Source organism: Acinetobacter sp. YH12239 (assembly GCF_013417635.1).
Taxonomy (GTDB): Bacteria; Pseudomonadota; Gammaproteobacteria; order Pseudomonadales; family Moraxellaceae; genus Acinetobacter.
Map to the genome: position 1 here is coordinate 1 of NZ_VPDP01000029.1, position 15,295 is coordinate 15,295.

Below are 15,295 nucleotides of genomic sequence, written 5' to 3' on the forward strand. Positions count from 1 at the left end.
AAAAAATGCGAAACCATGGAAAGATACAAAGAGCAGCTCGCTAGAGCGAAATGAATTACTTCGAACAGTTAATCTTGCGAAGCAATGCTTCTCAGGTAGGACACTATGGAAAAAATGGTCAGGCTATCATCGCCGAAGTTTGGTTGAGACTAAAATGCACTGCATCAAATTATTAGGAGATAAACTCAGTGCAAGGAGCTTTGATAGCCAAGTCAATGAGGTTCATGCACGTGTAGCAGTCCTCAACAGATTTACGGAATTAGGTCGACCACTTACCCAAGTTACGCCTTAAATTTGGCTCAATTAGGGGCGCTTTGCCTTTCAAATCTTTGTGCAACAAAGCCGTTCTAATCTCAAAACCCAAATATCTAACTTTCATTAATCCCCCAAAATAAATTTTTAATTATTCGATATTTATAGCATAAAAAACAAAAATTATATCTTGTCTATTTAGCCCCAATAGAAAAACTTATTCAAAGAGGTTTGATTTAAATTAATTCGAGAAATTAGTTCTTCTCTTTATAAACGATTTTGCTCGCTTGAATCTAAGGTATAAACGAGCACAAAACACTTTTTTTAAGAAGTGCAAGGAACCAAAGCCCTACTTTGAATAAAGTACAAGAAATGAAAAACACTGCTTTCTTTGGGGCGCGCAATTTTAACTAATGATTCTAGCCATTTTGCAAAACACAAAAAACCCACTCAATTGAGTGGGTTCTAGCATTCAAATCAGATGATTCGAGAAATTAGTTTTTCTCTTTATCAACAATTTTGTTTGCTTGAATCCAAGGCATCATCGCACGCAATTTAGCACCAGTTACTTCGATACCGTGAGCAGCGTTTTGACGACGACGAGCAGTCATAGATGGGTAGTTCAACGCACCTTCTTGGATGAACATCTTCGCATATTCACCAGATTGAATACGTTTAAGCGCATTACGCATCGCTTCACGAGACTGTTCGTTGATTACTTCAACGCCAGTTACATATTCACCGTACTCAGCATTGTTAGATACAGAGTAGTTCATGTCCGCGATACCGCCTTCGAACATTAAGTCAACGATCAATTTAAGTTCGTGTAGACATTCGAAGTAAGCCATTTCTGGCGCGTAACCCGCTTCAACAAGAGTTTCGAAGCCCATTTTAACCAATTCAACAGCACCACCACAAAGAACTGCTTGCTCACCGAAAAGGTCAGTTTCAGTTTCTTCACGGAATGAAGTTTCGATAATACCTGTACGACCGCCACCAACACCTGAAGCGTAAGAAAGCGCAAGGTTACGTGCATTACCAGAAGCATCTTGGTGAATCGCGATAAGATCAGGAACACCTGAACCACGTTGGTATTCAGAACGTACAGTGTGACCAGGTGCTTTTGGAGCGACCATGATTACGTCTAAGTCAGCACGTGGAACAACTTGGTTATAAAGAACAGAGAAACCATGAGCAAATGCAAGAGTAGCACCTTGCTTGATGTTTGGCTCAATTACATCACGGTAAAGTTGAGCTTGGAATTCATCTGGAGTCAAGATCATTACTACGTCAGCTTGAGCTACAGCAGCAGGAACTTCAGCAACTTTAAGACCAGAATTTTCAGCTTTTTTCCAAGAAGCAGAACCAGCACGTAAACCAACAGTTACGTCAACGCCAGAATCTTTAAGGTTAAGCGCGTGAGCGTGACCTTGTGAACCGTAACCAATGATTGCTACTTTCTTAGATTGGATGATAGATAAGTCGCAGTCTTTATCGTAAAAAATTTGCATTGCTGTCTCCGCTAAAATGCTTTGGCTTCCGTTTGATTAGCGAATGTTAATGTGGTTCGCCAACCCCCTCCTCTCGGAGGAGGGAAGAATTTGTTAATAAAAAATTAGATTGTTAAAACTTTTTCGCCACGTGCGATACCAGACACACCTGAACGCACAACTTCAAGAATGGTATTTTCTGCCAACGCATCAATAAAACCATCAATTTTCTCAGTTGTACCCGCGATTTGAATCGTGTAAGTCGTTGGTGTCACATCCACGATTTGTCCGCGGAAGATATCTGCTGTTCGTTTAATTTCAGCACGCGCAGAACCCAAAGCTTTTACTTTAATTAACATCAATTCACGTTCAATGTGTGAACCTTCAGAAAGGTCAACCACCTTAACCACTTCAACAAGTTTGTTGAGTTGTTTTGTGATTTGCTCAATCTTGTGATCATCACCATAAGTCGTCAATGTCAAACGAGACATTGTTGGGTCTTCTGTCGGCGCAACGTTCAAAGTTTCAATGTTATAGCCACGTTGTGAGAATAAACCCACTAAACGTGAAAGCGCGCCAGATTCGTTCTCAATGAGAACAGAGATGATATGTCTCATGCTGTGCGCTCCCCTTTAGATAACCACATATCTGTCATAGATTGACCCGCGATTAACATCGGATAAACATGCTCAGTACGGTCAACCATCACGTTGATGAATACACATTTATCATTAATCGCCATTGCTTCTGCAAGTTTCGATTCAAGCTCATCCGCGTGATCAATTTGAATACCTACATGTCCGTAAGCTTCCATCAACTTCGCAAAGTCAGGCAATGACTCAACATATGAACTTGAGTGACGACCTTCATAATTCATATCTTGCCATTGTTTCACCATACCTAAAGCACGGTTGTTTAAGCACAAGATTTTAACATTTAGGCCATATTGCTTACATGTTGAAAGCTCTTGGATACACATCTGAATGGATGCTTCACCTGTAATACAAACAACTTGTTGGTCAGGGAATGCAAGCTTAGCCGCCATCGCATATGGAAGACCAACACCCATCGTGCCTAAGCCACCCGAGTTAATCCATTGACGTGGACGTGTGTATTTGTAATACAACGCACCAAACATCTGATGTTGACCAACGTCAGAAGTGATGATTGCTTGGCTGTTCGTTACTTTATCTAAAGCTTGAATAACTTGTTGAGGTTTCATCGTACCGTCAGTTGGTTTTTCATATTTCAAACCATGAACTTGACGCCACTCATTGATTTGTTTCCACCAATCCGCAATAGCTTCAGGGTTCGGCTTAGAAATATTCAGCTGTTTTAATTGCGCTAACATTTCTTGAAGAACTGGCTCTACCGCACCCACGATTGGGATATGCGCCATGATTGTTTTTGAAATCGTCGCAGGATCGATATCAATGTGAATCACTTTCGCATTTGGACAGAATTTTGCAGGATTATTGGTTACACGGTCATCGAAACGCGCACCAACACATAGAATCACATCAGCGTGACCCATGGTCATGTTCGCTTCATATGTCCCATGCATACCCAACATACCGATGAATTGAGGATCATTACCTGGGAATGCACCTAGCCCCATCAATGTATTGGTTACTGGATAACCCAATAGATGTGCTAATTCAGTCAATAAATGTGATGCATTGCCTTGAACAACACCACCGCCCGTATAAATAATAGGACGTTTAGCATTGATCAATTCATCAATAGCTTTGCGGATCTGACCAGTATGACCACGATGTGGCGGCTGGTAAGAGCGCATTTTTACTTTTTCAGGATATTCGTATGCAAATTTTTCAGCAGGGTTTGTTGCATCTTTTGGAATATCAACAACCACAGGACCTGGACGACCTGATGACGCGATATAGAAAGCTTTTTTAATAACCGCTGGAATTTCACTCGCATGACGCACTTGGAAACTGTGTTTCACGATTGGACGAGAAATACCCACCATATCCGTTTCTTGGAATGCATCTTCACCAATCAAATGGCTTGCAACCTGACCAGACAAAATCACCATTGGGATTGAGTCCATGTAAGCTGTCGCAATTGGTGTCACAGTGTTAGTCGCACCTGGACCCGAAGTCACCAGTACAACACCTGTCTTACCTGTTACGCGCGAGTATGCATCTGCCATATGACCAGCAGCTTGCTCATGACGCACGAGGTAATGATTAATTTTGTCTTGTTTGAATAGCGCGTCGTAAATGTGTAAAACTGCGCCGCCTGGATATCCAAAAACATGTTCAACGCCTTCGTCCGCCAATGCGCGAACAAGCATTTCACCACCAGATAAAAGTTCCAACGTATTCACCCTAATCTTATTTCCACGACGTTTATGGGAGACATAAGTCGTGTTTCATTCATTCGTTTGTATGCACTGTTATAGCACACATATTTCATCGTTTTTGCTGCAATAATAAAATTTTTCGATCACAACCGTTTGAGTTGCGACTGCATATTCAACATGTTGGGATAAACATATTTCTGCTATTTCATTGTCTCGGCTTAGAGGCAACGTTATTGCAAGCTATGATATTTATTCGAAGGGTGATCGAACAAAACATATAAAACTAGAGCAGCATTTTTAGTTTTTTCACGACCAAAGTCAAGGTTTGCCGAAACCTTTTTATTGTTTATTTACCAACCGATTATTTTTCAAACGATAACTTTTGGTTGGATGATTTATAAAAAAAATTTCAAACACTTATTTTTAATATTTATATAAAACAATTTCCACGCAAAATGATTTTTTTGATTAAAATAAAACCAATTAATCTTCATCAGTTTCTCGCAAAATACTGCGATATAAACATGTAAAAAAACTCATTCCCCTCTTATTTCTTTATAGGTGAAGTCATGAATTCACTAGCATCATCTTTAAAACTTTCTTGTTTAGCATCAACGGTCGTTTTCGTTTCTATTTGTTCATCTATGGTGCAGGCAAAAGAATATTACAAATGGGTCGATCAAAATGGCTCAACCCACTACACCACCACCCCACCACCAAAATCAGCAAAAAAGAAAGGTAAAGTTGAAACATATGGTTGGAAAGCACCAACAACATCTGTCAATACAAATACAAACCAGAGCGAAGCTCCTCAAACCTCACAGACTCAAACGATACCAACGCAACAGCAAACAAAGAGTGCTTCAAATACTGAGTCACAAAACACAAATGCTGCTCCATTAAGCGAAACTCAAGTTTCAAATGAGTGAATTTGTCTTTTTGATCTTAATTTAAGTTTTGCATCCATTTTCAGTCTGTAAAATTCACTTTTAGGTGCGTTTTGCGCTATGCTGTGCGCTAAATTTTTTAACCGTTCTCTTGTATTACGTATATGACTACTCACATTGACTCTGAATACCAAGCCAGTGCGATTGAGCCCCAAGTTCAACAGGACTGGGAATCTCGCAAAGCCTTTAAAGTTGCCGACACTGTAGAAGGTCCACGTCGATATATCCTCTCGATGTTCCCTTACCCAAGTGGCAAACTGCATATGGGTCATGTACGTAACTACACGATTGGTGATGTGATCAGCCGCTTCCACCGTTTAAAAGGTGAAACTGTATTACAACCTATGGGTTGGGATGCGTTTGGTTTACCTGCTGAAAATGCTGCGATTGCACACCAAGTTGCACCTGCAAAATGGACCTTTGAAAACATTGATTACATGCGTAATCAGCTTAAAAAATTAGGTCTTGCGGTTGATTGGGATCGTGAATTTGCAACGTGTACACCAGAATATTATCGCTGGGAACAATGGTTATTCGTTCAGCTTTATAAAAAAGGCTTAATCTACCGTAAGCTTTCAACGGTAAATTGGGACCCTGTAGACCAAACTGTACTTGCAAATGAACAAGTTGAAAATGGTCGTGGTTGGCGTTCAGGTGCATTGGTTGAAAAACGTGATATTCCAATGTACTACTTCCGCATCACAGATTATGCGCAAGAATTATTAGACGATTTAGACACACTCAAAGACGGTTGGCCACAACAAGTCCTTACGATGCAACGTAACTGGATTGGTCGCTCACAAGGGATGGAAATTACCTTCCCTTCAGCGAACCCAGAAATTTATGCAGATGGTTTAACTGTATTTACTACACGTGCTGATACTTTAATGGGTGTGACTTATGTTGCAGTTGCAGCAGAACACCCGATGGCGCTTAAAGCTGCTGAAACTAACCCTGAATTGGCTGCATTTATTGAAGAATGCCGTATGGGTTCAGTTGCAGAAGCGGATCTTGCCACTGCCGAGAAAAAAGGCATGGCAACAGGTTTGTCAGTTAAGCACCCTGTAACAGGTGAAGAAGTTCCTGTTTGGATCGCAAACTATGTCTTGATGTCTTACGGTTCAGGCGCGGTGATGGCAGTTCCATCGCACGATGAACGTGACTTCGAATTTGCTAACAAATATAACTTAACCATCAAGCAAGTGATTGATGCTAAAGGTGCTGATGATGCAGACTTTGATGCGACTCAGTGGCAAGAATGGTACGGCTCAAAAGAAGGAAAATTGGTCAATTCAGGCGAATTTGACGGTTTAGACTTCCAAGGTGCATTTGATGCATTCTTAGCAAAATTAGAACCACAAGGTCTTGCGAATGTAAAAGTTCAATTCCGTTTACGTGACTGGGGTGTTTCTCGTCAGCGTTATTGGGGTTGTCCAATTCCAATGATTAACTGCCCAACTTGTGGTCAAGTGCCAGTACCTGAAGATCAACTTCCTGTTGTACTTCCAACTGACGTTGTACCAGATGGTTCAGGTAACCCTCTCAACAAGATGCCTGAATTCTATGAAACGAAATGTCCAAGCTGTAACGGCGACGCACGTCGTGAAACAGATACACTTGATACATTTGTAGAATCATCTTGGTACTATGCGCGTTATGCATCTCCTGACTTTACTGGTGGTATGGTTAAACCTGAAGCGGGTCAAACTTGGCTTCCTGTAAACCAATACATCGGTGGTGTTGAACACGCGATTCTGCATTTGTTATATGCACGTTTCTTCCACAAATTGATGCGTGATGAAGGTGTAGTACAAGGTAACGAACCATTCACCAACTTGTTAACGCAAGGTATGGTACTTGCTGATACCTATTACCGCGAATCTGAATCAGGTAAGAAAACGTGGTTCAACCCTGCTGACATCGAACTTGAGCGTGATGAAAAAGGTCGTATCACATCTGCAAAATACAAAGGTGATGGTCAAGACGTTATCGTTGGCGGTCAAGAAAAAATGTCGAAGTCGAAAAATAACGGTATCGACCCACAATCTATTATTGACCAATACGGCGCAGATACTGCACGTGTATTCATGATGTTCGCTGCACCACCTGATCAATCACTTGAATGGTCAGATGCAGGTGTGGAAGGTGCAAACCGCTTCTTAAAACGTGTATGGCGCTTGGCAACTGGTTTCCTTGAACAAGGTAATACTGCATCAGCGATTGATAAAGCTGCGCTTTCAACTGCGGCTCAAGATTTACGTCGTAAAACGCACGAAACCATCCAAAAAGTGGGTGATGACATCGAACGTCGTCATGCATTTAACACTGCGATTGCAGCGATGATGGAACTTCTGAATGCAAACAATAAGTTTGAAGCGAAAGATGACAACGACGTTGCTGTGGCACGTGAGTCAATTACAACGCTTCTTACTTTACTTGCACCATTTGCACCGCATTTAAGTGAAACGTTATTGGCGCAGTTTGGTATCGAGTTAAATGCAACATTATTCCCTCAAGTGGATGAATCTGCATTAACACGTAATACACAAACCATTGTGGTTCAAGTGAACGGTAAGCTTCGTGGCAAACTTGAAGTGTCTGTAGATGCATCAAAAGATGACATTCTGGCGCAAGCAAAAGCATTGCCTGAAGTACAACAATTCTTAACAGGTCCAACCAAGAAAGAAATTGTTGTTCCGAACAAGTTAGTAAATTTGGTGGTTTAAGAACCTTAAAGCCTCCCTGAGTAAGATATAAAGCACTGCTTTAGATCAAAGCGCAAGAAAGGGAGCTTTGGAGTGATTTAATCTCCCTTGCGAAGCATTGCTTCTCACCTCTTTTAAAAAGAGGGAAATATAAGGATTTCACAATTCCCAAACAAAGCCCGTTGCCAGTCAACGGGCTTTGCACATACAATCAGAATATTCAAAATTTATCCTGAGTCTCAGGAAATACACAGAGGATCTACAATGCATTTGAGCAAACGTTTAGCTATTGCTGTTCTAACTTTAGGCTTAAGCGCAACTATGGTCGGCTGTGGATTTCATCTAAAAGGGACCAATCCAACTTCAACGCCACTGGCTTATACAAAGCTTGAATTGGCACTCCCTGCCAATACCTCAGATTTAGAGCGTAAACTCAGTGTTTATCTTACTGCTGCAGGTGTGCAACTGAGTAATTCCAACGATGCATATGTATTACGTATCATCGACTATAAGCCAATTCGCCATGAGCTCAACGGCAAACTCATTGAAGTTCTACTCAGACTTTCTGTGACTTTCCAAATCGAAGATCGTCAAGGTAACTTAGTGACAAAACCTCGAACTTTAACTGCGACACGTACATATCAATATAATGTTGCAACCGTGAACACAGATGATCAACAAAATAAATATCTCAGTGAAATCTTAATTGACGATGTCGCTCAACAGATCTCTCGTCAAATTGCTGCAAACCGTCTGCCAAAAGCAGAAGCAAATGTCCTGTTACCTGTGCAACAAACTTTTGAACCTACTGCCTCTGAAAATCCGTAACTCAGAATGAAGTTAGATTATCTACAAGCATTAAAACGTGTAAACGAAGCACGTGGTGCATGGGTATTACATGGTCAAGAACCTTTACTTGAACAAAATCTTCTAGATGCTTTCCGTCAAAGTTGGCTCATCAATCACGTTGAAAGAGAGCGCTATGACATCCAAAGCGTCGCTGATTGGAAAAACGTATTTAACGCGCTCAACAGCCTTTCGCTGTTTTCACAAAATCTCGCAATAGAGGTCCATGGCAACATTAAGCCAGATACCAATGCGTTAAAGTTACTCAAGCATTATATCCAGCATAATGAACACAACTTGTTGTTGATCATTATGCCTAAGCAAGATAGTAGCAGCTTAAAGTCGGCGTTTTTTCAGATTATTGAAGCCAATGGTGTCGTGGTTCCCCTTACAGCAACCTATGCGCAAGATCGTCAGCGCATACTCAGCATAGAAGCTGATAAAATTGGAATTCAACTGAGCCAAGATGCATGGCAATGGCTTGAAGTCCACCATGAACATAATTTATTGGCTGCCAAAAACAGCTTAATGCGTCTTGCAGACACATTCCCTGATGTACAGCATCTTGAAATGCAACATTTGCTCGAATGCTTACAAGATCAATCACGCTATACCACTTTTGACTTAAGCGATGCATTGATTTCAGGCAACCTAAGCCAAGCGATTAAAATATATCAATATTTAGTCGAAGCTGGCGAACCACATAGTTTGGTCTTATGGACGGTAAGCAAAGAAATGCGCTTATTAATGCAACTCTTTGAGCAACCACAAAATGCATTACAACTCGGCATTTGGAAAACCAAAGTCAGTCTTTACCAACAAGCCTTGAGACGTCTTAATCCCAAGCAATTTCTCACATGGCCACAGTTGCTATTAAGAATCGATGCTGCCATCAAAGGCAAAAATATTGAAAATCCAGAACACCTCATACAACAAGCGATTGCTGAATTATGTGGAAAAACCTTGTTTGCTTAGTTAACCAGCAAGGTTTATTTATAAATATAAGAATGATTATTGATTTTATTTAAGAAAAATACACTTTTTATCCTTATTTCATCATTATAATTCTCTCAATTTCTGTCATTTTTCAATATCGCCATGCAAAAAATAAAACCAAGGAAATTGATTATCATCGCGATCATTGCGATTGCAGCTATCGCTTTAGCTTGGTATTTCTTTAAACCTAAAGATGAGCAACCTCAGTTTATTACCGCTGAAGTGACACGTGGTGATATTGAAAACTCTGTCCTTGCAACAGGTGTATTAGAAGCGACCAAAATGGTTAGCGTTGGTGCACAGGTTTCAGGTCAGGTGAAAAAAATGTATGTACAACTAGGTGATCAAGTCAAACAAGGTCAACTGATTGCTCAAATCGATTCCGTTCGTCAGGAAAATGATCTAAAAACAGCTGAAGCCAGCATTAAAAATCAGTTGGCTCAATTGGCAGTCAAACAAGCAAATCTGACTAAAGTTGAGGCAGAATATAATCGCCAAAAAGCCATGTATGCCCAAGATGCAACTTCTCGTGCCGAGTATGAGTCCGCATTAGCAAGTTATAAAACTGCTCAAGCCGATATCGTGGCGATGAATGCTCAAATCGAGCAATCTCGTTTGTCACTGGCGACGACTAAAGAAGATTTAGGCTATACCCGTATCGTTGCTCCGATGGATGGCACAATTGTGGCAATTGTGACTGAAGAAGGTCAAACAGTGAACGCGAATCAAAGCGCGCCAACCATCGTGAAATTAGCAAAACTTGACACCATGACAGTTAAGGCTGAAATTTCTGAAGCAGACGTTATGCGTGTTGAGAAAGGTCAAACTGTTTATTTCACCACTTTAGGTAATAGCGAGAAAAAGCACTACGCAACACTGCGTCAAGTTGAACCTGCACCTAACTCCATCAATACAGAAACCAACAACTCAAATTCATCTTCATCAAGTACAGCTGTGTATTACAACGCTCTATTCGATGTTCCTAATGAAGATGGAAAATTGCGTATTGATATGACTGCACAAGTCTATATCGTGTTAGATGAAGCAAAGAATGCACTGACTATTCCATCTTCTGCTGTTCAAAGCTCTAATCGTCCTGCTCGCCAGCGTGGTGCAAATGCGGGTTCAAATGCACCAGAACGTAATGAACAAGCTCGTGGTGAAGGGCGTGGCGAACGTTCATCAGCGGATCGTCCTAAGCGTTTAGAATTAACGCCTGAGGAAAAGGCATTAGTCGATCAAGGTAAAGCTTCCATGGCTATGGTACGCGTACTTCAAGCAGATGGTACAGCCAAACCAACCCCTGTTCTTATCGGTCTAAATAACCGTGCGACAGCGCAAGTTTTACGCGGTTTAAAATTAGGCGATAAAGTGGTGATTGCTGATGGTTCTGACACATCAAATGACTCAGCTAAACGTGGCGCACGTGGTGGCGCTGGTCCAATGAGAATGTAATTATGAGTCAGACGAGAACACCTCTACTCGAGGTCAAAAACCTGACCCGTGAATTCCCTGCTGGTGAGTCTACTGTGCAAATTCTAAAAGGGGTAAATCTTGAGATTTATCCTGGAGAATTGGTTGCCATTGTAGGTCAATCAGGCTCAGGAAAATCAACACTGATGAACATCTTAGGATGTTTAGATAAACCGACCAATGGTAGCTACAAGGTTAAGGGCCGCGAAACACGTGAGCTAGAACCTGATGAACTTGCTCAATTACGCCGTGAATATTTCGGATTCATCTTCCAGCGCTACCATTTACTTGGTGACTTAAATGCAGCTGGTAATGTCGAAGTCCCTGCGATCTATGCCGGCGCTGATGCTTCTGAACGCCATGATCGTGCGGTTCAGCTTTTGTCCGATTTAGGTTTAGGTGAAAAAACCCAAAACCGCCCAAGTCAACTTTCAGGTGGTCAGCAACAGCGTGTTTCGATTGCTCGCGCGTTGATGAATGGCGGTGATGTTATTCTCGCCGATGAGCCTACTGGTGCATTAGATAAAAATAGCGGTATTGAAGTGATGCGTATTTTACGCGAACTGAATGCCAAAGGTCATACCATCATTCTCGTCACTCATGATCACAATGTTGCCAAAAATGCGACTCGTATTATTGAGATTTCAGACGGTAATATTATTTCAGATGAACCCAATGTTCCTGAGATTGATGATGGCTTTGAACGTGAAGAATTGATTCGTGCTGAGCAAAAGAAAACATCGTCTTGGCGTTCAGCTTTAGACCGTTTAGGTGAAGCTTTCCGCATGGCGCTTCTGGCCATGAATGCTCATCGAATGCGTACTTTTTTGACCATGCTCGGAATCATTATCGGCATCGCATCTGTCGTTTCGGTTGTCGCACTTGGGAATGGATCACAAAAACAAATTTTAGAAAATATTAGTAGTTTGGGCACCAATACCATTACGGTCTACCAAGGACGTGGTTTTGGTGATAACTCCCGATCTTCTCAGGCCAAGACCTTAATCCCTGCTGATGCTGATGCATTAGCGGAACAGCCTTATGTCGATGGAGTCAGCCCTTCAGTCAATAGTTCAGTCACAGGAAGATATAAAGATGTAGAGGCATCCACAACAGTCAATGGCGTCAGTGAAGACTTTTTCTATGTGCGTGGTTTAACGTTTAAATCAGGTCAACCATTTGACAAACATAGTGTTACTGAACAAGCCCAAGATGTTGTAATTGATACCAATACCCAAAAAACATTCTTTAGCGATGGTACGAATCCTATTGGTCAAGTGATTCTATTAGGCAGTGTACCAAGCCGTATTATTGGTATCGTAGATGCTCAACAAGGCATGATGGGTAACTCAGATAGTCTCAACGTCTATCTCCCTTACTCAACCGTCATGAGTCGAATGCTTGGACAGTCGAATGTGAGAAGTATCATCGTTCGTGTGAAAGATGAATATTCAAGTGCAGCTGCTGAAAATGCAATCTTGAGTTTATTGGTACAGCGTCATGGTGCTCAAGATGTCTTTACACAAAATGCGGACAGTATTCGTGAAACCATCCAGCAAACAACCGCTACAATGACTTTACTCATTTCTGCGATTGCTGTGATTTCTTTGGTCGTTGGTGGTATCGGTGTCATGAACATTATGTTGGTGTCTGTCACTGAACGAACGCAAGAAATTGGTGTGCGAATGGCCGTGGGTGCTCGACAAAGCGATATTTTGCAACAATTCCTGATTGAAGCCGTATTGGTCTGTATTTTAGGCGGTATCCTTGGGGTGTTGTTATCACTGGGAATTGGTCAGCTGATTACACACTTTGCTGGTGGCACGTTCCAAATGGCGTATTCAACCACATCAATAATTGCTGCATTCGTTTGTTCAAGTTTAATCGGGATCGTATTCGGTTTTATCCCAGCACGAAATGCTGCTCGCTTAAATCCTGTCGATGCACTGTCAAGAGAATAATAAGGTATAACTATGCGTAATCAACTTAATAAACTGTTCATGACCTTAGCATTAACAGGCTCTTTAGTCGGTTGTGCGGCTGTAGTGAAAACGCCTTATCAAGCTCCTGCAGTCGATATTCCACAGGGCTTTCAAAACAGCCAACAACTCAGCCAAAATATCCACCAACAGGCTTTTCATGATCAATGGTGGACATTATTTGGTGATGCACAGCTCAACCAATTGGTTGAACAAGTGATTGCCCGTAATACTGATTTAGCTGTTGCTGGGATTAATTTGCAACAAGCACGCATTCAAGCCAAGCAATCTGAAAGTCAGCAAGGTGTGCGTATTGGCAATGCAGGTGCATCGGTCGGTCATCGCTTTAGTTTAGATGGTGATGGCGATTCTTCAAATGGTATTTCACTGAACTATCCTGGCTTAAGCTATGAGCTGGATTTATTCGGTAAATTGGCCAATCAAACTGAGGCTTCTCGTTGGGAAGCGCTTGCGACAGAGCAGGATTTACAAGCCACTGCACAAAGCCTGATTGCGACAACTGCACAATTGTATTGGCAATTGGGATATCTCAATGAACGCCTATCTGTGGCTCAACAAAACTTGGCGAGTACGCAGAAAACTTATGAATTAGTGCAAACACAGTATCGAGCTGGGGCGGTATCAGGTCTTGATTTAACGTCAGCTGAACAAGCTGTTCAGAGTCAAAAAGCTACGTTAAGCCAGATCGAACAGCAAAAAGTTGAAACTCGAACTGCTCTTGCGGTATTGCTCAATCAACCTGTGCAACAGTTGAATATCACAGAGCCACAGCGCTTACCACTTTCTGCCCTACCGCAAATTCAATCGGGCTTACCAGCTGAGCTTTTATCGCGCCGTCCTGATTTGCAAGCAGCCGAGTTACGTTTACGCAAAGCACTTTCCAATAAAGATGCGAATAAAGCAAGTTATTACCCTTCGATTAATTTAACGGGTAGTATAACTACTGGAGGCTCGAGCACTTCGCTGAGTAATGTGCTGTCTAATCCTGCTGCAATATTGGGTGCGGGTCTTACACTACCCTTCTTGCAATGGAATGACATGAAACGTGATTTACGTGTGAACGAATTGGATTATGAAAAATCAATTATTCAATACCGTCAGACCTTATACAAAGCTTTTGCCGATGTTGAAAATGCGTTATCTGCACGCAATGAAATAGACAAACAAGTCGCTTTACAAGAACGTAATGTTCAACTCGCTGAGAAAACGGAACAACTCACGCAAGTGCGTTATAAGAATGGTGCAATTGCACTTAAGAATTTGATCGATGCACAACGTACTACTCGTGAAGCACGTTTGAGTTTGGTTCAAGCCAAACAGACTCAGTACAATGCTTATGTGACGTTACTGCAAGCATTGGGTGGAAGTCCGATTCAGCAGTTGCCTTGAATAAAAAAAGCCCGTAAGGGCTTTTTAAATCTTTTCATTTATTATCAAATTTATAATTTAAGCCACTAAAAAAATAGAATCTTTTAAGAGCATACTCCCAGAACAGTAATATCATTAAAATAATTGCATAAACAGATAGATTAGATTTAATTCCCTCCATCATCTCACCAGCATAGAATTCGAAAGGAGAATTAATTACAATATAATAAGGACCAATAAATAGCATATATAAAAATAAAACAATTTGAAAAAAAAGACCATCCCCCCAAACCTTCCCATAAGTTAATTCAAAATTATAAGAGTAATCATCTAGATTCCCACCATTAATAAAATTATTTTCTTTAAATTTTCTTTGCCCCCTTTTAATTCTATTAAACGAAAGTAAAAAATCAACAACTAATATCAAAAACAGGTATTTAAAAATAACTTGCCACCCATCTTTAGATGTTAAATAAATAGCCCCAAAAGCTAATAAAAAAATTATAAAAACATTTAAAAAAAGAAAAATAAAATATTTATTATTGTAATTTTTTCGAGCTAACAACCAAAATAGTATACTTAACCCAAAACCAAATATTAACCATATTAAATATCCATAATATTGATATGACCAAAATGGCAACATAATAAATATTACAACAAACAAGATAGATTTGTTAATTAACTCGAATTTTTTCATAGCAAACTCAATTTAAAATCCAACTAGGTACAGTATAGTTAATACCTACTAGTCTACTTATAGATGGCTTTGTTGCACAAAGATTTGAAAGGCAAAGCGCCCCTAATTGAGCCAAATTTAAGGCGTAACTTGGGTAAGTGGTCGACCTAATTCCGTAAATCTGTTGAGGACTGCTACACGTGCATGAATCTC

The 15,295-nt window shown here is 40.8% G+C and carries 11 protein-coding genes and 2 pseudogenes; 8 read left to right on the top strand and 5 right to left on the bottom strand.

Annotated elements, in window-relative coordinates; all coding sequences use genetic code 11:
- Window positions 1-292: pseudogene (locus FTV17_RS14590) on the top strand (IS5/IS1182 family transposase); the annotation flags it as partial.
- 454 nt (window positions 293-746) lie between these two features.
- On the opposite strand, the gene ilvC reads toward FTV17_RS14590, so the two are convergent.
- The 3 genes from ilvC to FTV17_RS14605 all read right to left on the bottom strand — a co-directional run bounded on the left by ilvC (window position 747) and on the right by FTV17_RS14605 (window position 4,083).
- Window positions 747-1,763 carry a ketol-acid reductoisomerase gene (gene ilvC / locus FTV17_RS14595; protein ID WP_035265630.1) on the bottom strand — a complete coding sequence of 339 codons (1,017 nt, stop codon included), beginning with the start codon at window positions 1,761-1,763 and terminating at the stop codon, window positions 747-749.
- 104 nt (window positions 1,764-1,867) lie between these two features.
- Window positions 1,868-2,359, bottom strand: coding sequence for an acetolactate synthase small subunit (ilvN, locus tag FTV17_RS14600; protein WP_035265631.1), 492 nt, complete (start codon window positions 2,357-2,359; stop codon window positions 1,868-1,870).
- The gene (locus tag FTV17_RS14605) at window positions 2,356-4,083 is read right to left on the bottom strand and encodes an acetolactate synthase 3 large subunit (RefSeq protein ID WP_180000563.1); all 1,728 of its coding nucleotides are present in this window, start codon (window positions 4,081-4,083) and stop codon (window positions 2,356-2,358) included. The genes ilvN and FTV17_RS14605 overlap by 4 nt, the downstream gene beginning before the upstream one ends.
- A gap of 554 nt (window positions 4,084-4,637) precedes the next feature.
- Between FTV17_RS14605 and FTV17_RS14610 the strand changes: the two genes are divergently transcribed.
- From FTV17_RS14610 to FTV17_RS14640, 7 genes are all read left to right on the top strand, one after another.
- On the top strand, window positions 4,638-4,997 hold the full coding sequence (locus tag FTV17_RS14610; protein WP_180000565.1) for a DUF4124 domain-containing protein: 360 nt from the start codon (window positions 4,638-4,640) through the stop codon (window positions 4,995-4,997).
- 122 nt (window positions 4,998-5,119) lie between these two features.
- Window positions 5,120-7,741: a leucine--tRNA ligase gene (gene leuS, locus FTV17_RS14615; RefSeq protein WP_180000567.1), complete on the top strand. Its 2,622-nt coding sequence runs from the start codon at window positions 5,120-5,122 to the stop codon at window positions 7,739-7,741.
- 243 nt (window positions 7,742-7,984) lie between these two features.
- The gene (lptE, locus tag FTV17_RS14620) at window positions 7,985-8,548 is read left to right on the top strand and encodes an LPS assembly lipoprotein LptE (RefSeq protein ID WP_035270158.1); all 564 of its coding nucleotides are present in this window, start codon (window positions 7,985-7,987) and stop codon (window positions 8,546-8,548) included.
- A 6-nt stretch (window positions 8,549-8,554) separates the two neighbouring features.
- On the top strand, window positions 8,555-9,541 hold the full coding sequence (gene holA, locus FTV17_RS14625; protein ID WP_180000569.1) for a DNA polymerase III subunit delta: 987 nt from the start codon (window positions 8,555-8,557) through the stop codon (window positions 9,539-9,541).
- Window positions 9,542-9,664: 123 nt separating this feature from the next.
- A complete protein-coding gene (locus FTV17_RS14630; protein WP_180000571.1) occupies window positions 9,665-11,017 on the top strand; it encodes a MacA family efflux pump subunit in 1,353 nt (450 codons plus the stop codon).
- A gap of 2 nt (window positions 11,018-11,019) precedes the next feature.
- Entirely contained in the window at window positions 11,020-12,996 is a 1,977-nt protein-coding gene (locus FTV17_RS14635) for a MacB family efflux pump subunit (RefSeq protein WP_180000573.1), read from the top strand.
- Between the two features lie 12 nt (window positions 12,997-13,008).
- Window positions 13,009-14,424 carry an efflux transporter outer membrane subunit gene (locus tag FTV17_RS14640; protein WP_180000575.1) on the top strand — a complete coding sequence of 472 codons (1,416 nt, stop codon included), beginning with the start codon at window positions 13,009-13,011 and terminating at the stop codon, window positions 14,422-14,424.
- 34 nt (window positions 14,425-14,458) lie between these two features.
- On the opposite strand, the gene FTV17_RS14645 is transcribed toward FTV17_RS14640, so the two are convergent.
- On the bottom strand, window positions 14,459-15,103 hold the full coding sequence (locus FTV17_RS14645; RefSeq protein WP_180000577.1) for a hypothetical protein: 645 nt from the start codon (window positions 15,101-15,103) through the stop codon (window positions 14,459-14,461).
- Between the two features lie 7 nt (window positions 15,104-15,110).
- Window positions 15,111-15,295 (bottom strand): annotated as a pseudogene (locus FTV17_RS15440) (hypothetical protein); the annotation flags it as partial.